Origin of the sequence: Micromonospora sp. M71_S20, from assembly GCF_003664255.1 — a bacterium.
GTDB lineage: Bacteria > Actinomycetota > Actinomycetes > Mycobacteriales > Micromonosporaceae > Micromonospora.
In genome coordinates, this window is the sequence record NZ_RCCV01000002.1 from 625587 (window position 1) to 649292 (window position 23706).

Genomic DNA, 23706 nt, shown 5'->3' on the forward strand with positions numbered 1-23706 from the left:
GGCCGGGCCGGCACGCGACGGGGGTGCGGCCCCCGGGTCGCCCCCGGTGGACCGCACCCCCGTGCCGTGGTCGGCGTCCGTCAGGCCTTCGGCGCGAGGCTGAAGTCGATGATCTGGTCGGGGGTGATGTTCTGCTTGAGCGCGCCGGCGCCCTGGAGGATCGCGATGCTCTTGGCGACCCGGCCGCTGTCCAGCGTGCCGAGCTGGGTGCCGGAGTTGCTGGAGCGCACGTAGCCGGCCATGAGCTGGAGCTCGGCGGCGGCCGCGGCGGGGTTGGCGGCGTCGACGTTCTTCTTCAGCAGCTCGCCCGCCTCCTGCGGGTTGGTCAGCGCGTACTCCAGGCCCTTCATCAGGGCCCCGGTGAACCGCTTGACCATCTCCGGCTTCTCTTTGGCAATCTTGGTGGAGGTGATCAGCACGTTGCCGTAAAGGTCCTGCATCACGTTGCTGTACGGCAGCATGACGGCCTTCTGCTTGGTCACCGTCTCGATGGTGGGCTGGCCGACGACGAACTGGCCGATGCCGTCCACCGTGCCGTTGCCGAGCATGCCCATCAGTGCCTGCGCCTCGCCGGGCACCCACTGCACCTTGCTGGCGTCCACGCCGGCCATCCGGGCGTACGTCGGGAAGAGGTTGCGGACGACGGATCCGTTGGTGTCGGCGAGCTTCTTGCCCTCCAGGTCCTTCGGCGACGCGATGCCCTTGCCCTCGACCGTGGCGATGGCGGCCATGGTGCGCTGCTGGATCGCCGCGACCGCGACGAAGTCCTTGACCTGGCCGCCGCCGAGCTGAAGCAGACCGCCGGTGAGGTCGATCGGGCCGAACTGGGCCTGGCCGCCGACGATTGTCGCGATCACGGCGTTGGTGCCCTGCCCCGGCTTGATGTCGACGTCGAACCCGGCCTCCTTGAAGAAGCCCTTCTCCTTCGCGACCCAGGCGTAGGAGTCACGGCCGAAGTTGCCGAACGAGGTGAGGTAGGTCACCTTCTCCAGCGCCCCGCCGCTGCCGCCCTTGGCGTCGGCGCCGGAGTCCGAGTCGCCGCTGCACCCGGAGACCAGGGCGAGGGCGGTGGCCAGCGCAGCGGCAGCGACCGTACGGGTCAGCCTTCTCATCAGTGCACCATGTCCTTTCCGACCGGAGCGGCGCGCCGCCGCCGGAGGGGGTTGTCTGGCGGGCCGGCCGAGGGGTTGAGCCGGCACCAACCGTCTTGAGGGGACTCTTAGCTGGCACAGCGTACGAGAAACCGCCCCCGACAATGCCAGGCGTATGGGTTTCGTTACGGAAAAATCCTCGCGTCCACCCCGGACGACATGCTGTCCACACGAGGCGGTTACCCTGGGCCGCGATCGCTGATCCCCGACTCAGGGAGGCCGCCGGAGATGATCCAGCTTTCCGGGGTGTCCCGCACCTTCGACGGCCGCAGCGGCCGCGTCGAGGCGCTGCGCGGCATCGACCTCGACGTGGCGGCGGGTGAGTTCGTCGCCGTACTCGGCCGCTCCGGTTGCGGCAAGTCCACGCTGCTGCGCCTGATCGCCGGCCTGCTCCCCGTGAGCGAGGGCAGGATCACCGTGGCCGGTACGCCGATCACCAAGCCGCGCCGGGACATCGCGATGCTGTTCCAGCGGCCCGCCCTGCTCCCCTGGCGTACGGTCCTGGACAACGTCCTGCTCCCGGTGGAGATGTTCGGCTGGAAGCGGGCCAAGCACCGCGACCGGGCCCGGCAACTGCTGGACCTCGCCGGACTGGGCGGCTTCGAGAAGCGGCTGCCGCACGAACTCTCCGGCGGCATGCAGCAGCGGGTCTCGCTGTGCCGGTCGCTGATCGGTGAGCCCCGGGTGATGCTGATGGACGAGCCGTTCTCCGCGCTCGACGCGCTCACCCGCGAGGAGCTCTCCGGCGAGCTGCAACGCGTGCACATGACGTCCGGGGCCACCGTCGTCTTCGTCACCCACTCGATCGACGAGGCGGTGCTGCTGGCCGACCGGGTGGTCGTCCTCAGCCCCCGCCCCGGCCGGATCCGCAAGGTGGTCGACGTCAACATCCCGCGACCGCGCACCCTCGGCCGCAACGCGCACCTGGCGGACGTCGCCCGGGTCAGCGCCGACCTGCACGAACTCCTCATGGAGCGGGACCTGCCGGCGACAGCCGGCGCGGAGGGACGATGAGCATGCGGGTCACCGTCTTCACGGAGCCGCACCGGGGCGCCAGCTACGACGACCAGCTCCGCTTCGCCCGGCTGGCCGAGGACGGCGGCTTCGAGGGCTTCCTCCGCGCCGACCACTACCAGGCGATGGGGGACGAGGCCGCGCTGCCCGGCCCGACCGACGCCTGGCTGACGCTGGCCGCGCTGGCCCGGGAGACCAGCAGGATCCGGCTCGGCACCCTGGTCACCTCCGCCACCTTCCGGCTGCCCGGCCCGCTGGCCGTCATGGTGGCCCAGGTGGACCAGATGAGCGGCGGCCGGGTCGAGCTCGGCATCGGCGCCGGCTGGTACGAGCGCGAGCACGTCTCCTACGGCATCCCGTTCCCCGGCGTCGGCGAGCGCTTCGACCGGCTGGCCGAGCAGCTGGAGATCATCACCGGGCTGTGGCGGACGCCGCCGGGCGAGACGTACAGCTTCACCGGCGACCACTACCGGCTGCTGGACGCCCCCGCGCTGCCGAAGCCGGTGCAGGTGCCCGGCCCCCCGGTCATCGTCGGCGGCCGCGGCCCGAAGCGCACCCCCGAACTCGCCGCCCGGTACGCCGACGAGTTCAACATGCCGTTCAAGACCGTCGCGGAGACCGCCGCCGCGTACGAGCGGGTGCGGGAGGCCTGTGACCGGGCCGGCCGGGCCGAGTCGGGACGCGCCCCGCTCACCCTCTCCGCCGGGATCGTGGTGGCGATCGGTCGCACCGACGCCGAGGCGCACCGCCGCGCCGCACCGCTGCACGTCAAGAGCGCACTGCCGCCGGAGGACCCGGTGGTCGGCTCGCCCGCGCAGCTCGTCGACCGGATCGGCGAGTTCGCCGCGATCGGCGCCACCCGGGTGCACCTGCGACTGATCGACTTCGCCGACCTCGACCATCTGGAGCTCATCGCCGCCGAGGTGCTCCCCCGACTGGACGGAACCCGATGACCGACGCGCACCTCGAACTCGGCCCGGTGGGCCAGGAGATCGTGTACGAGAACGACCGGGTCCGGGTCTGGCACATCCGCCTGGAGCCGGGCGAGCGGCAGCCGCTGCACCGGCACGACCACCCGTACCTCGTGGTGGCGATCCAGGGGGCGAAGAACGTCGTACAGACGATCGACGGCACCCTCATCGACGCCGACGAGCCGACCGGCGGGGTGGTCTACCGGGACCCGGGGGCCGTGCACATGCTGACCAACGTGGGCGACACGACGTACCTGGCCCGGCTGGTCGAACTGAAGTAACCGCCGGCGGGCGGGTCGCCCCCCGCTCGCGGCGCGCCGGTGGCGGCCTGGTCAACAGGTGCGTAACGTGCCGGACATGGCCTTTCGGACCTGGGGCAGACTGCTGCTCACCGCGCTCGGGGTGAGCCTGCTGGCCGGGGCCGGTCAGCTCGGCATCGCCTTCGGCTTCGGCATCGTCCGGCTCTCCGGCACCTTCACCGGCGCCACCGTCAACCAGTGGCCGGCCCAGCTCGTCTGGGCGGGCTGGTTCGCGGCGAACGCCGCCGTGGTGGGCGCGGTGCTCACCGAGCGCCTGGCCCGCCGCGACGGAGGGCTGGCCGGCACCGGGCGCCTGCTCGCCGTCGCCGGCGCCGCCGCGCTGGGCGCCACCGTCGTCGCGCCGCTCTGCATGCAGCCGGCCAGAGCGGCCGAACTCGTCTCGATGGACCCGGTCTGGGCCGTCGGCATCTGCGCGGTCCTCGGTGCGCTGGTCGGCGCGGGCGCCGCCCTCGCTGTGCTGCTCAAGCCGCCGGTGGGATGGAACGTGGCGGCGATCGTGGGCGCGATCTGGCTGCTGGCGCTGGTCTCGGTGGCGCCGTCGCTGGTCTCGACCGGGCCGCTGGACACCGTACGACTGGGGGTGCTGGAGCCGGCGTCCCTCGACGCCGGCGCGGTGCAGGGGCTGGCCCTGGTGGTCCTGCCGCTGGTGGCGCTGCTGGCCGGCGCGGCAACCGGCGGGCTGGCCCGGTGGCGGGGACATCCGCCGCTGGTCAGCGGCGCGACGGGGGTGGCGGGACCGGTGCTGGTCGCGTTCGCCTACCTGACCGCCGGCCCGGGCGACACCGCCGACCGCTACCAACTCACGCCGTACTACGCGGCGCTGCTCGCGGTGGCCGCCGGCGCGCTCGGGTCGGCCGCAGCCGCGCTGCTGCGCTGGCCTCTCGTCACGCGCACCGCCCCCACCGGGGCCATCGAGCCGACCGACATCCTCCGGCCGCTGCCCACCGGCCCGGCCCTGCCGCGGACCCCGGCGTCCACCGGCGACGACGAGCCGGAGACGGTCGACCTGGCCAACGCCGCCCCGGTCGTCGCCAACCAGGCCGGCGGTACGGGCTCCGGCGCGGTCATCGCCGCCAGCGGCGACGGCCCGGCGCCCCGGGTTGTTCCGCCGCACTGGGACTGGCCCGCCGACGGAGGGACCGTCCCGGCTCCCGCCGCCGACGCCCGGACGGGCGCGGATCCCGAATGGACGGCCGAGTCGCCGGCCTCGGCTCCCGGGTGGACAGCCGAGTCACCGGCCTCAACTCCCGGCGACCTGCCCACAGTCGACCGTCCGCTCGAACCGGAGCCCACCCCCACGCAGGACAGCACCGACGAGCACGCCCCGATCACCTCGGTCGCACCGGCTGCACCGACCGTCCCGGCCACCCCGGTCGCCGACGAGGCGCCGCCAGCCGGGAAGACGACGCCCGACGCGCAGCCCGCCGGGAAGGTGGTGCCCGCTGGAGTGCCGACCGAGGGACCGGCGCCCGCCGGAAAGCCGACCGAGGAAGCGAGGCCCGCCGGAGAGCCGACCGAGAGGGCGAGGCCCGGCGCGCAGCCCGCCGCGGCGGCGACGCCCGCGGGACAGCCGGCAGAAGCGGTCGCCGAACAGCAGGCCGTCCCGAGCGCGCCCAAGCCCCGCCGCACCCGTAAGCCACGGTCGACGCGTCAGCCGGCCGCCACGGTGGCACCGGAGGCTGCGGGTCCGACGCCCGACGCGACGGGCAACCCGGTGACCGGGCCCACCGCGCCGGTCACGGCGGTGTCGTCGCCATCCCCGGCCGCCCCGGACGCCCCCGCCGCGCTCGGCACCACGACCAGCACGACCGCACCCGGCACGACGGCCAACACCCGGCCCGGTCCCCCGGCCGAAGCCGCGCCCGACACCACGACCGGCCCTCAATCCGACGCCACGACCGGAACCGGGCCCCACACGACCGGCCTCCAACCCGGTCCCACGGCCGAAGCCGCGCCCGGCATCACGGCCGGAGCGGACCACGGTGCGTCGGGGTCGGACGGCAGCGGACCGCGCGCGGTGCCGCTCTTCGCGGCGGGCGGCGAGGCGGCTCCCCGCCGGGCCGTCGAGCCGGACGCCGGCACCACGCCCCCGTCCGCCCCGGCGTGGCCGGCACCACCCCGGCCCCAGGCCGACGGCACCGCCGAGGCGGCACAGCCGGCCACAGAACCCGCGCCCGACGCGACGCCCCGACCCCGCCACCGGGCCCCGATGCCCGACCTGGCCCGGGCCGCGAACTGGGAGGCGCTCGCCACCGCACGACGGGGCGGCCCCGTCCCGGCGCCCGCCGAGCCCGCGCCGGAGAACGGCATCCCCGCCGCCCGGGCGGAGGCACCGTCGCCCGGTTCCCCGTCGCCCGGTTCCCCGTCGCCCGCCGAGGCCGAGCAGCCCACCGGGCGGAATCGGGGCCGGCTGGGCCTGTTCCGCCGTAACCGGCCCCGGTCCGAGGACGCCTCGGCCGACCGGGAGTCCGAGCCGCTGCCGGCGCAGGACGAGGAGTACGTGGACTGGGTCACCGGCCTGAGCAAGCCCGTCCCGGACAACGAGCCCGAGCAGGAGAGCGGCCGGCGGTCGTTGCGCTCCACCGGCCGCCACCACCGCGACTGACCCGACCGGCCCACGCCCGCCCCGCCCCGGACGACCGGAGCCGGAGCAGGCGTCCGCCGTTGCGAACCTCCGCCCTCCCGAACCTCCGCCCTCCAGAACGTCCGCCCTCCCGGGCGCCGACCCGGACGGGCATCGGCTCGGACGGGCATCGGCTCGGACGCGCGGTCGCGCTGCTCAGGCGAGCGGCAGGTAGACCCGGCCGCCGGAGGAGAGGAACTCCTCCGACTTGTCCTTCATGCCGCGCGCCGCGTACTCCTTCAGCTCCTGGGTGATCTTCATGGAGCAGAACTTCGGGCCGCACATCGAGCAGAAGTGGGCGGTCTTCGCCGGCTCCGCCGGCAGCGTCGCGTCGTGGTACGACCGTGCGGTCTCCGGGTCCAGCGACAGGTTGAACTGATCCTCCCAGCGGAACTCGAACCGCGCCTTGGACAGCGCGTCGTCCCACGCCTGCGCGCCCGGGTGCCCCTTGGCCAGGTCGGCCGCGTGCGCCGCGATCTTGTACGCGATCACGCCGGCCTTCACGTCGTCGCGGTCCGGCAGCCCCAGGTGCTCCTTCGGGGTCACATAGCAGAGCATCGCGGTGCCGAACATGCCGATCATCGCCGCGCCGATCGCCGACGTTATGTGGTCGTACGCGGGGGCGATGTCGGTGGTCAGCGGGCCGAGAGTGTAGAACGGCGCCTCGTGGCACCACTCCTGCTGGAGGTCCACGTTCTCCTTGATCTTGTGCATCGGCACGTGCCCGGGGCCCTCGATCATCACCTGCACGTCGTGCTCCCAGGCGACCTTCGTCAGCTCGCCGAGGGTGCGCAGCTCGGCAAACTGCGCGGCGTCGTTGGCGTCCGCGATCGAGCCCGGACGCAGCCCGTCGCCGAGCGAGAACGTCACGTCGTAGCGGGCCAGGATCTCGCACAGCTCGGCGAAGTTCGTGTAGAGGAAGTTCTCCTCGTGGTGCGCCAGGCACCACGCCGCCATGATCGAGCCGCCCCGCGACACGATCCCGGTCACCCGGTCCACCGCCAATGGCACGTACGGCAGCAGCACCCCCGCGTGCACCGTCATGTAGTCGACGCCCTGCTCGGCCTGCTCGACGACGGTCTCCCGGAACACCTCCCAGCTCAGCTTCACCGGGTCGCCGCCGACCTTCTCCAGCGCCTGGTAGATCGGCACGGTGCCGATCGGCACCGGCGAGTTCCGCACGATCGCCTCGCGCGTCTCGTGGATCCGCTTCCCCGTCGACAGGTCCATCACCGTGTCCGCGCCCCACCGGGTCGCCCAGGTCAGCTTCTCCACCTCCTCGGCCACCGACGAGGTGACCGCCGAGGTGCCGATGTTCGCGTTCACCTTCACCAGGAACGCCTTGCCGATGATCGCCGGCTCGCACTCGGGGTGGTTGACGTTGAGCGGCAGCACGGCCCGCCCGGCGGCGATCTCGTCCCGGACGAACTCCGGCGCCATCCCCTCCCGGACCGCCACGAACTCCATCTCCGGCGTCACCACGCCCGCCCGGGCGTACGCGAGCTGGGTGGGGCGGCGGCCGCCGGTCCCGGCGAGCGGGGTGCCCGCGCCCCGCACCGGTGCGACGTCGCCGCGCTCGGCGATCCACCCTCCGCGCAGCGGCGGCAGCCCGACCTCAGGATCGGAGCCGGGGCCGGAGGTGTCGTAGAGCCGCAGCGGCGGGTTGTCGCCGGTCAGTTCCACCTCGGCGAACGGCACCCGCACATCCGGCCGGGACCCCTCCACGTACACCTTGCGACGTGCCTGCATGACAGCCTCCCTGGTGATCAAGCGGACCAGCCGAAGTGGTCCAACGGGCCGCGTCCCGCGCCCAGTTCCCAGTCCCGCGCGCCGGTCAGCGCGCGGAGGACGTACTCCTTGGCGGCGGCGACCGCCGTCGGCACCGGGTCGCCGAGCGCCAGCCGGACGGCGATCGCCGCCGAGAACGAGCACCCGGTGCCGTGGTTGTGCCGGGTGTCGACCCGCGGCGCGCGGAGCAGGGTCGTGACGCCGCCGCCGTGCAGCACGTCGACCGCCTCGCCGTCGGCGTCCACGTCACCGCCGGTCACCACCACGTGCGCCGGGCCGCCGGCCGCCAGCGCCTCGGCGGCGGCCACCATCTCCTCGACCGTGGTCACCGGGCGTCCGGTGATGGCCGCGGCCTCCGCGCAGTTCGGCGTCGCCACCTGCGCGTACGGCAGCAGCCGCTCCACGGCGGCGACCACGCCCAGCCGGTGCCCGCTGGTGGCGACGAGCACCGGGTCGACGACGAGGTGGGGCAGCCGGCCGTCCTTCGCGGCGCCCGCCACCGCGTCGGCGACCGCCGGGGTGCCGAGCACACCCGTCTTGACGGCGCGGACGGTGAAGTCGGCGAGCACGCTGTCGAGCTGCTCGGTGACCGTGCGCGGCGGCAGCGGCAGCACGGCGTCGACGCCCCTCGTGTTCTGCGCGGTGACCGCGGTGAGCACGCTGGTGCCGTACGCGCCGAGGGCCGCGAAGACCTTCAGGTCGGCCTGGATGCCGGCGCCCGCGCCGGAGTCGGAGCCGGCGATGGTGAGGACGGTCGTCGGGGTCATCGTTCCTCTTCCGTGGTGGCGGACGCGAGCTCGGGCCGGGCCTGCGCGGTGGCGGCTGTCGTGAGGGTGGCTGCCGTGCGGGCGGCTGCCGTGCGGGCGGCTGTCGTGAGGGCGGCTGCTGCCGCCTCGGGGTCGTCGGCGCGCATGACGGCACCCAGCACCGCCACCCCCACGGCTCCCGCCTCGACGCAGGCAACCACCTGCTCCGGGCTCTGCACCCCGCCGAGCGCCAGGATCGGCACGGGGCTGGCCGCGATCAGCGCGCCGAGCCCGTCCGGGCGCAGGGGTGGGCCGTAGCCGGGCTTGGTGCTGGTCGGGTAGACGGGCGAGAGGGTGGCGTAGTCCTCCGTGGTCAGTCGCGCCAGCTCCGCCCGGTCGTGGCAGGAGCGGCCGACCAGGCCGAGGCGCGGCGGCGGGTACGGCCCCGCCGACGGCAGGTGCACGGCGTCGCCGCCGAGCGGGTCGGGGCCGGCGACGACCAGGGTGCCGCCCACCTCGGCGAGGATCGCGCGCAGCTCGGCGGCGAGGGCGGCGCGCTCGGCCCGGGGCAGGTCCTTCTCCCGCAGCACCACCCACCGCACTCCCCCGGCGACGGCGCCCGCCACGACGTCGACCAACGACCGCCGCGCCTGCCACCGGTCCGTCAACAGCACGACGCCGGCCGGCCCGCGCGAGATCTTGGCGGGAAACGGCCCCTCCAGGGGTCCTTCCGCACCAAGATCCGCAGCCGACACCAAAGCCGCAGCCGAAGCCGCGAGAGCGAGACCGGGGCTGGCGGTCACAGGTCCGGCCGTCCCTCGTCGGGGGTGGAGGCGAGCGCGTGGAAGCGTCGGGCGATCCGGCCCGCCCCGTACGCGAGCCGGCCCGCCTCGACCGCGTACCGCATGGCGGTGGCCATCGCCACCGGGTCGGCGGCACGGGTGACCGCGCTGGCGAGCAGCACCGCGTCGCAGCCCAGCTCCATGGCCAGCGCGGCGTCCGAGGCGGTGCCGATGCCAGCGTCCAGGATCACCGGCACGTCGACGCCCTGCCGGATCAGCCGGATGTGGTGCGGGTTCGACACGCCCAGCCCGGAGCCGATCGGCGCGCCCGCCGGCATCACCGCGGCGCAGCCGACGTCGGCCAGCCGGCGTGCCAGGATCGGGTCGTCCGACGTGTACGGCAACACCACGAACCCGTCGTCGACGAGTTCCTCGGCGGCGCGCAGCAGCTCCACCCCGTCGGGCAGCAGCGTGCGCTCGTCGCCGATCACCTCCAGCTTCACCCAGTCGGTGCCGAACGCCTCCCGGGCCAGGTGCGCCACCTTCACCGCCTCGCCCGCGGTGTAGCAGCCGGCGGTGTTCGGCAGCAGCCGCACGCCGCAGCGGTCGAGCAGGTCCAACAGCCCGCCGGCGGTGCCGGGGGCGGTGTCGACCCGCCGCAGGGCCAGGGTGACCAGTTCGGTGCCGGAGGCGCGGATGGCGTCCTCCAGCATGCGCAGGTTGGCCGCGCCGCCGGTGCCGAGGATCAGCCGGGACGTGAAGCTCACGCCACCCAGGTCGAAGCTCACCGCGTCACCCGCCCTGGGCGGCGCTGAGCACCTCGACGCGGTCGCCGTCGCGCAGCACGGTCGCCGGCCAGCCAGTACGCGGCACCACCTCCCCGTTGACCGCGACGGCGAGGCCGCGCTGCTGGTCGGTGACCGCGCGGACCAGGTCCGCCACGGTCGAGCCGCCGGGCAGGCTGCGCCCGGTGCCGTTCACCGTCAGTTCCACGTGTGCTCCTTCTCGGGTGCGGACGGGTCGTGCCCGAACCGGGCCGGGGTGAAGGGGGCGAGCAGGGGGTCCGCCGCACCCGTGACGACCAGCTCGGCGATCAGGTCGGCGGTGACCGGGGTGAGCACGATGCCGTGCCGGTGGTGCCCGGTGGCGGCGAGCACGCCGGGCCGGCCGGGCAGGGGGCCGAGGATCGGGGCGTTGTCGGGGGTGCCGGGGCGCAGGCCGGCAAGGATCTCGACCAGGTCGTACTCGGTCAGCTCGGGCAGCAGGTCGACGGCGGCGCGCAGCAGGCGCAGCACCGCCCCGGCGGACACGTCGGTGTCGGAGCGCTCCTCGACGGTCGCGCCCACCACCACCTCCCCGTCGTCGCGGGGGACTAGGTAGACGTGCTCGCCGTCGACGTACCCCCGGATGACGTGCCGGAAGCCCGGCGCGGCGCCGCCGGGCGCGCGGAGCCGGACCACCTGCCCCTTCACCGGCCGCACCGGCAGCCCGGTCAGGGCCGCCGCGCCGCAGCCGGCCGCGACCACCGTGACGTCGGCGTCCACGTCGGACAGGAAGCACACGGCGGCGGGTACCAGCGTGGCGCCGGCCCGCTCGGCGGCCGTGCGCAGCGCGGGCACCAACCGGCGCGGGTCGACCTGGTGGTCCGTGGCGGCGAGCGCGCCGCCGCGCACCCGGGGCGCCAGCGCCGGCTCGCGGTCCCGCAGCGCCGACGGGCGCAGCGGCGTCACCGGCAGCCCGATCCCCTGCTGGTACGCCCACAGCCGGCGCACCTCGGCCAGGTCGTCGGCGGTGAGCCCGACCATCAGCGTGCCCTCGCTCCGGTAGCCGACGTCCACACCGGTGGCGGCGGTCAGTTCGGCGGCGAAGGCCGGCCAGCGGGCGGCGGAGGCGGTCAGCAGCCCGGTCAGCTCATGCTCGCCGAAGTACGCCTCGGCGACCGGGGCGAGCATGCCGGCGGCGACGTGGGACGCGCCGGATCCCGGGGCGGGGTCGTGCACGACGACGCGCAGTCCGCGCTGCGCGCAGCGCCAGGCGATCGCCAGCCCGACCGGTCCCGCCCCCACCACGGCGACATCCGGTCGGTTCAGCACCCCAGTGCTCCCAGCAGCTCCGCCGTCGCCCGGGCCGGATCCGCCGCCCCGGAGAGGGCCCCCACCACCGCCACCCCGTACGCCCCGGCGGCCAGCAGCGCGGGCACCCTCGCGGCGGTCACCCCGCCGATCGCGACGACCGGCACGTCCACGGCGTCGGCGACGGCGCGTACCCCCGCCGGGCCGATCGGCGCCGGCAGCCCCGTCTTGGTGCCGGTGGCGTGGCAGGGGCCCACGCCCAGGTAGCTGGCCCCGGCGGCGACCGCCTCGGCGGCCGTCCCCGGCTCCCGGGCGGTCGCGCCGAGCACGGCAGTCGCGCCGAGCACCCGGCGGGCCGCCCCGACCGGCAGGTCGTCCGCGCCGACGTGCCCACCGGCTGCGCCCACGGCCAGCGCCACGTGCAGCAGGTCGTTCACCAGGCAGGTGGCGTCGTACCGGGCGCAGAGCGCGACCACCCGGCGGGCCAGGTCGTACGCCTCCCGGTCCGTGGCGTCGTCGGTCACCCGGACCTGCACGACCAGTTCCGCGCGGGCCACCGGGAGGGCGGCCCGCAGCACGGCGAGCGGATCCCGCCCGGGTCGGGTGTCGGTGATGAGATGCAGTCGCCCGAGGGACGGCACGGCAACACTCCTCCCTGCGCCGGCATTACCCGGATCAGGTTCGACGGTCGGGGGCTCACAGCCCCCCTCTCAGCCCGGTGTACCGGGCTCCCGTGGGTCACTTGCGGGTGTCACCGTACGACGGATCGCCGGATCCGCCAAGGTCGAGCCGCGGATTTCACACCGACAGCTCGAACCCGAGGGACGGGACGGCGCGTGACCGTCCCGTCACGCGATGCTGTCCGGATGCCCTCCGCCGCCCGGGTACCGCCCCGCCTCGCCTTCCTGCCGTTCCGGGCCAGCACCGCCATCGCCGAAGGACTCCTGAGCCGCGCCATGCTGCGCGGGCCGACCTGGCAACGCCTCCTCCCGGACGTGTACGTGCACCGGGACGCGCTGCGCGCACCGGACCATCGGCTCTGGTGTGATGCGGTCGCCCTGCTCCTGCCCGCAGGCGCCGCGATCGCCGGGATGAGCGCCGCGTACCTGTGGGGCGTCGACCTTCTGGCCCGCGACGCTCCGGTCAGCGTCCTCCTTCCTCGCTCGGCGCGGCTGCGTCCGCATCCCCGGCTGTCCGCCACCCGTTCGAACCTGCCGGAAAGCGATCTGACCAGCTTCGGAGGCCTACCGGTCACCACGCCGCTACGAACGGCGTTCGACCTCGGGCGACAGGCGCCGCGCCCCGAGGCCCTCGTCGCCGTCGACGCACTGCTGCACCGCCGGGTGGTCAAGCTGCCGGCCCTGCGGGCATTCGCCGACGCTCGTCCCCGCTGGCCCGGGCTGCCGCTGCTGCGGGAGGTGCTGGCGCTGGCCGAGCCCCTGAGTGAGTCCCCGATGGAGACCCGGTTACGGCTCCTCCTCCTCCTCGACGCCGGGCTTCCCCCGTTCACGGCGCAGCACGACGTGCTCGACGCCCGAGGACGGTTCGTCGGTCGGGTGGACCTGGCCTCGCCCGCCCTGCGCGTCGCGGTCGAGTACGACGGCGACCACCACCGCGAGCGTGCCCACTTCCGCCAGGACGTCGCCCGGCTTAACGCGCTGCGCGCGGCCGGCTGGATCGTCCTGCGCTTCACCGCCGACGACGTGCTCCGGCACCGGGCCCGGACGGTACGCCTCGTCGCCACCGCCCTGCACGAACGCGCCGACGAGCGGAACGTCAGGGCTGTCATCCGCCCCCGGTGACAGCCCTGACGTTCCACCCGGCGGTGCAAGCCGGCTCCGGCGGGTGACAGGCGGGAGGTCCACCCGGCACACGCCGCGACCGGCCACCCCGCGCAGGTGCGCCGGCCACGGGACACCTGGGAAGGCAGCCCGCGGGCGGGCGGCGGGAACGGGTGGAACACCAGGGCTGCTTCCCCGGGCCGGAGACATGCGTGGTGTTCCACCCGTGGAGGCCCGGCCCCGGCCCGGACAAGGCAGGGCGGGCACGTCCCGTCAGAGGGCGGCGCGCAGGGCTTCGAGGTCCTCGTCGTTGGGCTGCCAGGTGCCCGCCGCCGCGTTGGCGCGTACCTGCTCGGGCGTGGTGGCGCCGGCGATCACAGAGGTCACCGCGAGCTGGGCGGCCAGCCCGCCGATCGCCACCTGGAGCATCGACAGCCCCCGCTCGGCGGCGTACGACTCGATCGCCTCGATGGTGTCCCAGTCGGCGGCGGCGAGTCGCTGGGCGTACCGGCCGCCACCGGCGAGGCGGCTGCCGGCCGGCGGGGCCTCGTTGCGCTTGTACTTGCCGGTGAGCAGCCCGTTGGCCAGCGGGAAGAACGGCAGCAGCCCGAGGCCGAAGCGCCCGCACGCCGGCACCACCTCGGCCTCGACGCCGCGCTCCAGCAGGCTGTAGTGGTTCTGTGCGCTGATGAACCGGGACCGGCCGTTCGACGAGGCCACCCAGTCCGCGTCGGCGATCTGCCAGCCGGCGAAGTTGGAGTTGCCCAGGTAGCGGACCTTGCCGGCCCGGACGAGGTCGTCGAGCGCGGCGAGCGTCTCGTCGATCGGGGTGCCCGGGTCGGGCTCGTGCATCTGGTACAGGTCGATGTGGTCGGTGCCGAGCCGGCGCAGCGACGCCTCCACCGCCCGGGCGATGTAGCGACGGGCGCCCCGGGCGCCGAAGTCGGGGCCGTTCATGCCGTTCATGTCCATGCCGAACTTGGTGGCCACCACGACGTCGTCGCGCCGGCCCTTGAGCGCCTGGCCCAGCAGTTCCTCGGAGCCGCCCTGCGGCTCCCCGTAGATGTCGGCGGTGTCGAAGAAGTTGATCCCGGCGTCGAGCGCGGCGTCGACCACCGCCCGGGTGCCGTCGAGGTCGAGCTTGCGGCCGAAGTTGTTGCAGCCGATGCCGACCACGGACACCACGAGCCCGGAGTCGCCCAACCGGCGGTAGGTCATCTCAGTCACGAGATCCACCCTATGCCGGCCGCCGGGCGCACGCTGCGGACCGCGCAGCCCACCACACGCACGGACCGCGAAGCCGAACCAGGCCCCGCGGACGGCAGGACCCAAGCACGACCCCACGCACCCGCGGACCACGCAGGAACCACGCGCACCGACGGCGGAGCCGCCCGGCGTACGTCGCGGACCGTCAGTCGAGCACGTCGGCGACGAGCCGGCGGGCGGCGGCGAGCGTGCCGGCCAGCTCGTCCGGCGTGTGCCCGACCGCGCCGAGCAGCGCCTGCGCCCGCCGGGCGAAGTCGGGCGGCGCGCCGGGCAGCCGCCCCGCGGCGGCGATCATGCCCTTCTCGTTGACCAGCCACCGCCCCGCCCGGGCGTGCAGCACCTGGGTGAGTACCCCGATCGCCCGGAACAGGCAGCCGGCCACGTACCCGCCGTCGCCGGCCACGGCGGCCTTGGCCGCGCCGTCGACCAGGAACCGGGCCTCCCACCCGCCGGCGGTGAGGGCCTCGGCCAGGGCCGGCGGGTACGCGCGGGTCTCCTCCCGCAGCGCGGTCAGCTCACCGGTCGGGTCGCCGAGCACGCGGCAGAGCGCCACCTCGCCGGCGTAGGCGGACGAGTAGAAACCGAGCGGGTGCCCGGCCTGCACGCCGATCTCGTACCGGCCGGCCCGGCAGTCGGCCCAGATCCGGTGCACCCGGTCGAGGTCACGGTAGATCCAGTCGACCGCCGCCCCGCCGACGCGCAGCCATCCGCCGCCGTCGACCCACGGCCCCCAGCCGCCGGGCGGGGTCAGCTCGACCGCCTCGTCGGCGACGGTCGCGGCGACGGCGCGCAGGCCCGGCACGTCAAGCTCGCCCCGGTAGTAGAGGCCGAGGTCCCAGTCGGAGTCGGGCCGGTGCTCGCCCCGGGCCCGGCTGCCGCCGAGGGCGACGGCGACGACCCCGCCGACCGCGCAGAGGCGGTCGGCCAGGTCGGCGGGGATCACGCCACGTCCCAGACCGGTTCCGGGGTCTCCACCACCTCGTTGTCGCCCCGGAAGAGCACGAACCGGTCGAAGGAGCGGGTGAACCAGCGGTCGTGGGTCACCGCCACCACGGTCCCCTCGAACGCCGTCAGCCCGGCCTCCAGCGCCTCCGCCGAGGCCAGGTCGAGGTTGTCGGTGGGCTCGTCGAGCAGCAGCAGCGTCGCGCCGGACAGCTCCAGCAGCAGCACCAGGAAGCGCGCCTGCTGACCGCCGGAGAGGGTGCCGAAGCGCTGGTCGCCCTGCCCCGCCAGCTCGTACCGGCTCAGCGCCGCCATCGCGGCGTGCCGGTCCATGCCGGTCCGGTGCTCGTCGCCCCGCCAGAGGATCTCGACGAGGGTCTTCGCCATCAGCTCCGGCCGGTCGTGGGTCTGCGAGAAGTGTCCGGGGCGTACGCGGGCGCCGAGCCGGGCCACCCCGTCGTGCACCACCGGCGCGAGCGCGGCGGCGCCGTCGACCGGCCCGTTGGCCGGGTCGGGGTCGGTGCCGCCCCGGGCGAGCAGCCGCAGGAAGTGCGACTTGCCCGTGCCGTTGGCGCCGAGCACGGCGACCCGGTCGCCGTACCAGATCTCCAGGTCGAACGGGAAGGTCAGGCCGTCGAGCTCCAGCTGCTCGCAGATCACCGCGCGCTTGCCGGTCCGCCCGCCGGTGAGCTGCATCCGGATGTCCTGGTCCTTCGGCGGTACGGGCGGCGGCCCGGCCTCCTCGAACTTGCGCAACCGGGTCTGCGCGGCCTGGTAGCGCGACGCCAGCCCGTCGTTGTACGCGGCCTTCTGCTTGTACATCAGCATCAGCTCGCGCAGCTTCTGGTGCTCCTCGTCCCACCGCCTGCGCAGTTCGTCGAGGCGGGCGTGCCGGGCCAGCCGGGCCTCGTGCCAACTCGCGAAGCCCCCCGGGTGCACCCAGGCGCTGCCGCCCTCCACGGCGACCACCCGGTCGGCGGTGTGGGCGAGCAGCTCCCGGTCGTGCGAGACGTAGAGCACCGACTTGGTCGACTCGCGCAGCCGCCCTTCCAGCCAGCGCTTGCCGGGCACGTCGAGGAAGTTGTCCGGCTCGTCGAGGAGCAGCACCTCGTCGGGGCCGCGCAGCAGCAGTTCGAGGGCGAAGCGCTTCTGCTGACCGCCGGAGAGGGTCCGGACGGGCCGTTCCCGGGCGCTCTCCCAGGGCAGGCCGAGCACGATGGTGGCGACCGTGTCGAAGAGCACCTCGGCGTCGTACCCGCCGATTTCGCCCCAGGCCGCGAGCGCGTCCGCGTACGCCAGCTGGGCCTTGCCGGCGGCGGTGCTGTACTTGCCGCGGACCTCGGCGGCGCGCATGGCCCCCTCGGTCTCGACCAGCCGGCGGCCGGCGTCGCGCAGCGCGGGCGGGGCCAGCGACAGGGCCATGTCGGCCAGCGTGGACTCGTCGCCGATCATCCCGATGAACTGGCGCATCACGCCCAGCCCGCCGGAGCGCGCGATCGCGCCGGTCTTCACCGGCAGGTCGCCGGCGACCATCCGCAGCAACGTCGTCTTGCCCGCGCCGTTCGGCCCGACCAGGGCCACCTTGGCGCCCTCCCCGACCCGGAACGACACGTCGGAGAAGAGTTCCCGACCGTCGGGAAGAATGTGCCCGACCGCTGCCACGTCCACGTATCCCACGTCGGCATCCTGCCCGAGCACGGGCCGGGCGGCCCAATCATTTACCGGGTGACCCGCAGCACCCGGTAGCCCTTCTGGCTGGCGTGGCGCCCCACCTGCCAGCCCTGCTCGACCAGCCAGCGCTGCAACGAATCCCCGCCGAGATAGCGGGCCACCACCAGCCAGGCGACGCCGTTCGGGGCGAGCCGGGGCAGCCAGCGCAGCAGGATCCCGTGCAGCTCGTCCTTGCCGACGTGGATCGGGGGGTTGGACCAGATCTCCGCCAAGGTCAGATCGGCGGGTACGTCGTCCGGCGCGGCGACGCGCACCCGGTCGGCCGCGCCGACCCGCGCCGCGTTGGCCGCGGTGAGTTCGCGGGCCCGTTCGTTGACGTCGACGGCCCACACGGTCGCCGACGGCGCGGAGCTGGCGAGCACGCAGGTGATCGGGCCGAAGCCGCAGCCGAGGTCGAGCAGGGCGCCGGTGGTTCCGGCGGACGGCAGCTCGGCCTTGCGCAGCAGCACCGCCGTGCCGGGGTCGAGGCGGGCGGCGGAGAAGACGCCGGCGGAGGACGCCAGGGCGTAGTCGCGGCCGGCGACGGAGAACTCGACCTCGCGCGGGCTGGCGGCGGTCGTGGGTTCAGCGGTGAAGTAGTGTTCGCCGGTCACGCCGGCAATTCTCGCACCGCCACCGGCCACCCCGGCGCGGGCCCGGCGGCACGACCGGGCCGACCAGGCCGACCAGGCCCGGCACGGCGGCGCGGGCCACGGCCGGCAGGGGCGGCGGCGCGGGCCCGGCACGGCGGCGTAGGCCCGGCACGGCGACGCGGGACCGGCGCGGGTGCCCAGCACGGGACGAAATGACTCTGCCCGCAATTTCCCATTATTCGCACCTAAAGGGACAATGCCTCCTACTCTGGGCGGCATGGTGTATCGGTACGAGTCCGATGAGGACGCATTCATGGAGTACCCGGAGCCCGGGTCCGACGGGTCGGTGCTCGGTGCCGGTCCGCCTCCCCCAGCCGGCCCCTCCCCGTCCCGCTTCCCGACGCCGTCGCTGCCCCGCGCCAACCGGGTCGCGCTGCCCTCCGCCGCGCCGGAGCCGGTCCGCGCCGTGGCGCAGGTGTCGCCTCCGGCGCCCGCCCATGTGCGGGCACCCGTCGAGGCGCAGGCGCCGGCACAGCCGCCCGCGCCGGTCGAGCCGCCGCCGGTCGAGCCGCCCGCGCCGGTCGAACCGCCGCGCGTCGAGCCGCCGCTGTCGGCCGGGCGGTCGCAGCGGGGTGGCGGCGGCCGGTGGTGGCAGGTCGTGGTCGGCGGCGCGGCCGTCCTGGCGCTGCTCGCGCTCTGCGGCCTCGGTGCCGCCGCCCTGCTGGCCGAGCGCGACGGGACGCCGCAGACGGCGCGCACGTCCCAACCGGAGGCGGCCGAGTCCGCCGACGTCGGGGCGCAGGCCCTCGACTCGCGGGACACCGACCAGGCGCCGCTGACCGCCAAGGAGCTCTTCCCCGGCAAGCAGCTCGTCGTCGCCGACGGAGAGCCCGCCTACAAGGTGTTGAAGAGCCAGTCCAGCGCCAGCTGCGCGGTGGCGGCCACCGGTGAGGTCGCCGACCTGCTGGTCCGCCTCGGCTGCACCCAGGTGGTCCGGGCCACGCTGCGGACGCCCGACGGCGGCCACCTCGTCACCACCGGGTTGTTCAACCTGACCGACCGGGCCAACGCCGAACGCGCCCGGGACCGGATCCGGTTGCTGCTCGACGAGCGGGAGGGCCGGTTCCGGGGCATGGCGGCCGACGAGGACAGCGCGGCGATCGCCACCGCGCCGGCCCGCGTCGGCTGGCAGGTGCGCGGCCACTACCTCGCGTACGCGGTGGTCGCCCGCAGCGACGGCGAGACGATCAGGTCCGGCGACACGAGGGCCCGGGAGATCCTCTTCGACATGATCGAGCTGCATCTCAACCGGGGCGTGCTGGAGCGCCGGGCGGACGGCGGCACGGCCGGCCAGCCGACCGACGATGGTGCGGGCGACACCGGCACGCAGGACGGGGGCGACTGACCGGGTCGCGAGGGCGGGCGGCGAGCCCGCCGACGGTGAGTGAGGCAACGGGTACGTGGGCCACGGCCGCGTACCCGTTCCGCGCGTCGCCGCCGGCCACTCAGGTCCGCAGCGCGACCCGGTGGGCCCGTAGCAGGTCGAGCATCCGGTCGTGCGGGACCGCGTACTTGACGCGTCCGTTGACGCCGACGGTGGTGCGCGCCATGAACAGCGAGTTCAGCAGTGCCTCCTCCACGGCCTCCAGCACCGCCGCGAAGACCGGCTCCAGGTCGGACTCCGGCGCCGTCGGTGCCTGCGTGTCGGCGGTGGAGAACGCCAGGGCGTAGTCGCCGCTGCCCCCGGCGAAGTCCGAGCCGACGCGCGCCATCGCGAAGATGGCCCGGCGGGCGACGCGACCCAGCTGCCGCGCGTCGAGGCGGCCGTCCGTGGCGACCACGATGACGCAGGAGTTGCCCGGGTGCTCGAGCCGGCCGGGGCGCGACAGGGTCGGCACCCCCACCTGCTCGGGCCGGATCGGCACCCCGGACACCTGAAGCACGCCGGAGAAGTTGGACTGCACCAGCACACCGACGGTGACGGGGCCACGGGACGTCGTGGCGAGCCGCGAGGACGTCCCGATGCCGGCCTTGAAGCCGAGGGCCGCCGTGCCCGTACCAGCGCCGACGGCGCCCTCCGCCGGCAGCCCGCCGCGGGCCTCCGCCAGCGCGGCGAGGACGTGCTCCGCCCGCACCGGCCGCGCCCGGATGTCGGACAGGAACCCGTCGTTGGTCTCCGCCACCACCGGGTTCAGCGACTCGACCGTCTCCCGGCCCGGCTGCCGGAGCATGTACGTGACCAGCGCGTCCGCGGCCCGGAACGTCGACAGCGTCGCGGTCAGCACCACGGGGGTCTCGATCTCGCCCAGCTCGGCAACCTGGGTCGAACCGACCATCTTGCCGTGCCCGTTGCCCACGAACAGCCCCGCCGGCAGCGACCGGCGGTCGGTCAGCTGGTCCGGGACGATCGCCGTCACCCCGCTGCGGATGCTGTCCCCGTCGACCAGCGTCGTGTGGCCCACCCGTACGCCGGGCACGTCGGTGACGGCGTTCAGCGGTCCCGTCGGCAGCGTCCCGACGACGATGCCGAGGTCCCGTCCACGGCGAGGTTCCTGCACGGCTTCCACTCCTTGACGGTCGACGGTGCTCTGCCGGGGCCGGGCGCGGGCCCGGCGGGCGACCGCCCCCGTCCCGGCGCAGCCGCTCGCCCCGGCCCGAGGATCCGGCAGCCGCCGGTCGGGACGCAAGCCCCGGGCGGTCAGCCCTCCACGGGTACGCGCAGCCGGCGGGTCGCCTCGGCGCGGTGGGCGTACTCGGCCGGGTCCTCGGGGTAGCCGACGGCGACCAGGGTGAGCCCGTGCGCCGGTGCCACGGTCACCTCGCTGGAGCGTTCCCGGCGGGCCAGCAGGCTGCCCGGCCACTCGACCGGCCGGCGCCCGTCCCCGGCGACCAGCATGGCCCCGACCAGGCTGCGGACCATCGCCTGGCAGAACGCGTCGGCCTGCACGGTGGCCACGAGGATCCCGTCCGGGTCCCGCCGCCAGTCCAGCCGGGTCACCTCGCGCAGCGTCGTGGCGTGCTCCTTGCGCCGGCAGTACGCGGCGAAGTCGTGCTCCCCCACCAGTCCCGCCGCGGCGGCGTTCAACGCGGCCAGGTCCAGCGGCTTCGGCCAGGCCAGAATCTCGTGCCGGCGCAGCGGCTCGACGCCCCACGGCGCGTCGGTCACCCGGTACTCGTAGCGGCGGAAGGTGGCCGAGAACCGGGCGTCGAAGTCGGCGGGCACCTCGGCCATCGCGCGTACCCGGACGTCGGTGGGGAGCAGCCGGGCCAGTCGGCGCAGCAGCCGTCCCCCGTGCTCCCGCCACACGGCGGTCGGCAGGTCGACGTGGCAGACCTGCCCGCTGGCGTGCACCCCGGCGTCGGTGCGGCCCGCCACGGTCAGGCCGGTCGCCGTACCCGCGCCGAGGACCAGGTCGAGGGTCTCCACGAGCACCCCGGCGACCGTGCGCCGGGTGGGCTGGGCGGCCCAGCCGGAGAAGCCCGACCCGTCGTACGCGACGTCCAGCCGCAGCCGGGTGCGCTCGTCCACTCGTACCTCCGCCTCACGGGGTCGGGCCCGGCACCCCGCGAGGGGGTGCCGGGCCCGACGGTGGCCTGGATCAGGCCTTGTCGTTCTCGCCGGCCTCGTCGCTGTCCTCGCGGGCGGCGGCGGTGTCGCCGGACGCCGACACGGGCGGCTCGGCGTCCTGGTCGCCCGAGTTCGACTTCGGGGCCTCCTCGGCCGGGGCGAGCGCCTCGACCTTGTCCTGCTGCGCGGCCTTGCGGGCGGCGGTCTTCTTGTTCGCCTTCGGCTCGGCGACCTGAAGCTCCTCGACAAGCTCGATGATCGCCATCGGCGCGTTGTCACCCTTGCGCGGACCGGTCTTCACGATCCGGGTGTAGCCACCGTTGCGGGTGGCGAACCGCGGCGCGATCTGGTCGAACAGGGAGTAGACCACGTCCTTGTCCTTGACGACGCCCAGCACCCGCCGGCGGGACGCCAGGTCGCCACGCTTGGCCTTGGTGATGAGCTGCTCGGCCAGCGGACGCAGCCGCCGGGCCTTCGTCTCGGTGGTCTTGATCTTGCCGTGCTGGAACAGCGCAGTGGCCAGGTTGGCCAGCATCAGCCGCTCGTGCGCGGGGCTGCCGCCGAGGCGGGGGCCCTTGGTGGGCGTGGGCATGCTTGGTGCTCCTCAGGTGTGGCGGCAGCGCGGACTAGAGCTGCTCGGTCTCGCGATAGTCGTCGGTGTCGTAGTCGGCCTCGCCGAAGGCGTCCACGACGTGCGCCGGGTCGAAGTTCGGGGCCGAGTCCTTCAGCCCCAGACCCATCCCGGCGAGCTTCATCTTGACCTCGTCGATCGACTTCTGACCGAAGTTGCGGATGTCGAGGAGGTCGGCCTCGGTACGCCCGATGAGCTCACCAACGGAGTTGATGCCCTCGCGCTTGAGGCAGTTGTAGGAGCGGACGGTCAGGTCCAGCTCCTCGATCGGCAGCGCCAGGTCGGCCGCGAGCTGGGCGTCCTGCGGGGACGGCCCGATGTCGATGCCCTCGGCGGTCTCGTCCAGCTCCCGGGCCAGACCGAACAGCTCCACCAGCGTCGAGCCGGCGGAGGCCAGCGCGGTACGCGGGCCCATCGACGGCTTGGTCTCGACGTCGATGATCAGCCGGTCGAAGTCGGTCCGCTGCTCGACACGGGTCGCCTCGACGCGGTACGTCACCTTCAGCACCGGCGAGTAGATCGAGTCGACCGGGATCCGGCCGATCTCGGCGCCGGCCTGCTTGTTCTGCGCCGCCGTGACGTAGCCGCGACCCCGCTCGACGGTCAGCTCCATGTCGAGCCGGCCCTTGCCGTTGAGGGTGGCGAGCTTCAGGTCCGGGTTGTGCACCGAGACACCGGCCGGCGGCTGGATGTCGCCCGCCGTCACGTCGCCCGGGCCCTGCTTGCGCAGGTACATGCTGACCGGCTCGTCGTGCTCGGAGCTGACGCACAGCTCCTTGATGTTCATGACGAGCTCGACCACGTCCTCCTTGACACCGGGGATCGTGGTGAACTCGTGCAGCACGCCGTCGATCTTGATCGAGGTGACCGCCGCACCCGGGATCGACGACAGCAGCGTGCGCCGCAGCGAGTTGCCCAGGGTGTAGCCGAAGCCCGGCTCCAGCGGCTCGATGGTGAACCGGGACCGGGTCTCGTTGATCGACTCCTCGGAGAGAGTCGGTCGCTGGCTGATGAGCATGTCTTCTCTTCTCTTCCGGGGCGCCCGCCATATGACGCCCACGACAAACTGTTCCGGTGGCCCGCCCCGGAAGGACGGGCCACCGCAACGAGCTCCGACTACTTGGAGTAGAGCTCGACGATCAGCTGCTCCTGGACCTGCGTGTCGATGACCTGACGGGCCGGGAGCGAGTGCACGAGCACCTTCATCTGGCTGGGGATAGCCTCCAGCCACGCCGGAACCGACTTCGAGCCGGCCTCGGCCTGCGCCACGATGAACGGGGTGAGCTCCTTGCTCTTGCCCCGGACCTCGATGATGTCGTGCTCCTTGACGCGGTACGACGGGATGTCGACCTTCTTGCCGTTCACGTTGAAGTGACCGTGCTTGACGAGCTGGCGGGCCATGTCCCGGGACTTGGCGTAGCCGGCCCGGTAGACCACGTTGTCCAGCCGCGACTCGAGGATCTGCAGGAGGACCTCGCCGGTCTTGGCCTTCTTGCCCACGGCCTCCTCGTAGTAGCCGCGGAACTGCTTCTCCAGCACGCCGTACACGCGGCGGGCCTTCTGCTTCTCACGGAGCTGGAGCAGGTACTCCGTCTCCTTCGTGCGGCCGCGGCCGTGCTGCCCGGGCGGGAACGGCCGGGACTCGAACGGGCACTTCGGGCCATCGCACTTGCTGCCCTTGAGGAACAGCTTCATCTTCTCCCGCCGGCAACGGCGGCAGTCAGCACCGGTGTAACGAGCCATCTCTC

General features: G+C 74.3%; 23 protein-coding genes and 1 riboswitch. Of the genes, 6 read left to right on the top strand and 17 right to left on the bottom strand.

Translation table 11 applies throughout. The annotated features are described in order from the left end of the window. Positions 1-80 precede the first annotated feature (80 nt). Positions 81-1112: an ABC transporter substrate-binding protein gene (locus tag DER29_RS23740; RefSeq protein ID WP_121399864.1), complete on the bottom strand. Its 1032-nt coding sequence runs from the start codon at positions 1110-1112 to the stop codon at positions 81-83. A 267-nt stretch (positions 1113-1379) separates the two neighbouring features. Here DER29_RS23740 and DER29_RS23745 point away from each other — a divergent pair, with 267 nt between their 5' ends. From DER29_RS23745 to DER29_RS23760, 4 genes are all read left to right on the top strand, one after another. Further along, positions 1380-2165, top strand: coding sequence for an ABC transporter ATP-binding protein (locus DER29_RS23745; protein WP_121399865.1), 786 nt, complete (start codon positions 1380-1382; stop codon positions 2163-2165). Between the two features lie 2 nt (positions 2166-2167). Then, positions 2168-3118, top strand: coding sequence for an LLM class F420-dependent oxidoreductase (locus tag DER29_RS23750; protein WP_121399866.1), 951 nt, complete (start codon positions 2168-2170; stop codon positions 3116-3118). Further along, complete coding sequence (locus DER29_RS23755; RefSeq protein WP_088998381.1) at positions 3115-3417, top strand: cupin; 303 nt, start codon at positions 3115-3117, stop codon at positions 3415-3417. The genes DER29_RS23750 and DER29_RS23755 overlap by 4 nt, the downstream gene beginning before the upstream one ends. Before the next feature lie 76 nt (positions 3418-3493). Beyond that, complete coding sequence (locus DER29_RS23760; protein WP_121399867.1) at positions 3494-6061, top strand: hypothetical protein; 2568 nt, start codon at positions 3494-3496, stop codon at positions 6059-6061. Between the two features lie 174 nt (positions 6062-6235). Here the strand turns inward: DER29_RS23760 and thiC are convergent, their stop codons facing one another. The 7 genes from thiC to thiE form a co-directional block, all read right to left on the bottom strand. Continuing rightward, positions 6236-7828: a phosphomethylpyrimidine synthase ThiC gene (thiC, locus tag DER29_RS23765; RefSeq protein WP_121399868.1), complete on the bottom strand. Its 1593-nt coding sequence runs from the start codon at positions 7826-7828 to the stop codon at positions 6236-6238. Positions 7829-7845: 17 nt separating this feature from the next. Then, a complete protein-coding gene (gene thiD / locus DER29_RS23770) occupies positions 7846-8634 on the bottom strand; it encodes a bifunctional hydroxymethylpyrimidine kinase/phosphomethylpyrimidine kinase (RefSeq protein WP_121399869.1) in 789 nt (262 codons plus the stop codon). Further along, on the bottom strand, positions 8631-9311 hold the full coding sequence (locus DER29_RS23775) for a thiamine phosphate synthase (RefSeq protein ID WP_121400154.1): 681 nt from the start codon (positions 9309-9311) through the stop codon (positions 8631-8633). The genes thiD and DER29_RS23775 overlap by 4 nt, the downstream gene beginning before the upstream one ends. Before the next feature lie 101 nt (positions 9312-9412). Further along, the gene (locus DER29_RS23780) at positions 9413-10183 is read right to left on the bottom strand and encodes a thiazole synthase (RefSeq protein ID WP_121399870.1); all 771 of its coding nucleotides are present in this window, start codon (positions 10181-10183) and stop codon (positions 9413-9415) included. Positions 10184-10187: 4 nt separating this feature from the next. After that, on the bottom strand, positions 10188-10388 hold the full coding sequence (gene thiS / locus DER29_RS23785; protein WP_121399871.1) for a sulfur carrier protein ThiS: 201 nt from the start codon (positions 10386-10388) through the stop codon (positions 10188-10190). Further along, positions 10379-11488: a glycine oxidase ThiO gene (thiO, locus tag DER29_RS23790; RefSeq protein WP_121399872.1), complete on the bottom strand. Its 1110-nt coding sequence runs from the start codon at positions 11486-11488 to the stop codon at positions 10379-10381. Before thiO ends, thiS begins: the two co-directional genes overlap by 10 nt. Next, a complete protein-coding gene (gene thiE, locus DER29_RS23795) occupies positions 11482-12108 on the bottom strand; it encodes a thiamine phosphate synthase (RefSeq protein WP_121399873.1) in 627 nt (208 codons plus the stop codon). The genes thiO and thiE overlap by 7 nt, the downstream gene beginning before the upstream one ends. Then, positions 12103-12211: riboswitch (TPP riboswitch) on the bottom strand. Its footprint overlaps the gene before it by 6 nt. A gap of 122 nt (positions 12212-12333) precedes the next feature. Here thiE and DER29_RS23800 point away from each other — a divergent pair. Next, positions 12334-13269, top strand: coding sequence for a DUF559 domain-containing protein (locus DER29_RS23800; protein ID WP_121399874.1), 936 nt, complete (start codon positions 12334-12336; stop codon positions 13267-13269). Positions 13270-13521: 252 nt separating this feature from the next. On the opposite strand, the gene DER29_RS23805 is transcribed toward DER29_RS23800, so the two are convergent. The 4 genes from DER29_RS23805 to DER29_RS23820 all read right to left on the bottom strand — a co-directional run bounded on the left by DER29_RS23805 (position 13522) and on the right by DER29_RS23820 (position 17780). Further along, a complete protein-coding gene (locus tag DER29_RS23805) occupies positions 13522-14484 on the bottom strand; it encodes an aldo/keto reductase (RefSeq protein WP_199729514.1) in 963 nt (320 codons plus the stop codon). Between the two features lie 175 nt (positions 14485-14659). Then, positions 14660-15457: a nucleotidyltransferase domain-containing protein gene (locus DER29_RS23810; RefSeq protein WP_121399876.1), complete on the bottom strand. Its 798-nt coding sequence runs from the start codon at positions 15455-15457 to the stop codon at positions 14660-14662. Then, positions 15454-17133 carry an ABC-F family ATP-binding cassette domain-containing protein gene (locus DER29_RS23815; protein ID WP_121400155.1) on the bottom strand — a complete coding sequence of 560 codons (1680 nt, stop codon included), beginning with the start codon at positions 17131-17133 and terminating at the stop codon, positions 15454-15456. The genes DER29_RS23810 and DER29_RS23815 overlap by 4 nt, the downstream gene beginning before the upstream one ends. Before the next feature lie 41 nt (positions 17134-17174). Next, complete coding sequence (locus tag DER29_RS23820) at positions 17175-17780, bottom strand: class I SAM-dependent methyltransferase (protein ID WP_121399877.1); 606 nt, start codon at positions 17778-17780, stop codon at positions 17175-17177. A gap of 256 nt (positions 17781-18036) precedes the next feature. Here DER29_RS23820 and DER29_RS23825 point away from each other — a divergent pair, with 256 nt between their 5' ends. Continuing rightward, the gene (locus DER29_RS23825) at positions 18037-19164 is read left to right on the top strand and encodes a hypothetical protein (protein WP_199729515.1); all 1128 of its coding nucleotides are present in this window, start codon (positions 18037-18039) and stop codon (positions 19162-19164) included. A gap of 100 nt (positions 19165-19264) precedes the next feature. Here DER29_RS23825 and DER29_RS23830 read toward each other — a convergent pair whose 3' ends face one another. The 5 genes from DER29_RS23830 to rpsD form a co-directional block, all read right to left on the bottom strand. Continuing rightward, entirely contained in the window at positions 19265-20317 is a 1053-nt protein-coding gene (locus DER29_RS23830; RefSeq protein ID WP_199729516.1) for a P1 family peptidase, read from the bottom strand. Positions 20318-20457: 140 nt separating this feature from the next. Next, the gene (truA, locus tag DER29_RS23835; RefSeq protein WP_121399879.1) at positions 20458-21288 is read right to left on the bottom strand and encodes a tRNA pseudouridine(38-40) synthase TruA; all 831 of its coding nucleotides are present in this window, start codon (positions 21286-21288) and stop codon (positions 20458-20460) included. Positions 21289-21358: 70 nt separating this feature from the next. Continuing rightward, positions 21359-21919, bottom strand: coding sequence for a 50S ribosomal protein L17 (gene rplQ, locus DER29_RS23840; RefSeq protein WP_121399880.1), 561 nt, complete (start codon positions 21917-21919; stop codon positions 21359-21361). Between the two features lie 34 nt (positions 21920-21953). Further along, positions 21954-22976 (bottom strand): DNA-directed RNA polymerase subunit alpha, encoded by a 1023-nt coding sequence (locus DER29_RS23845; RefSeq protein ID WP_013735931.1) that lies wholly within the window; start codon positions 22974-22976, stop codon positions 21954-21956. A gap of 98 nt (positions 22977-23074) precedes the next feature. Then, complete coding sequence (gene rpsD / locus DER29_RS23850) at positions 23075-23701, bottom strand: 30S ribosomal protein S4 (RefSeq protein WP_121399881.1); 627 nt, start codon at positions 23699-23701, stop codon at positions 23075-23077. Positions 23702-23706: the final 5 nt, after the last annotated feature.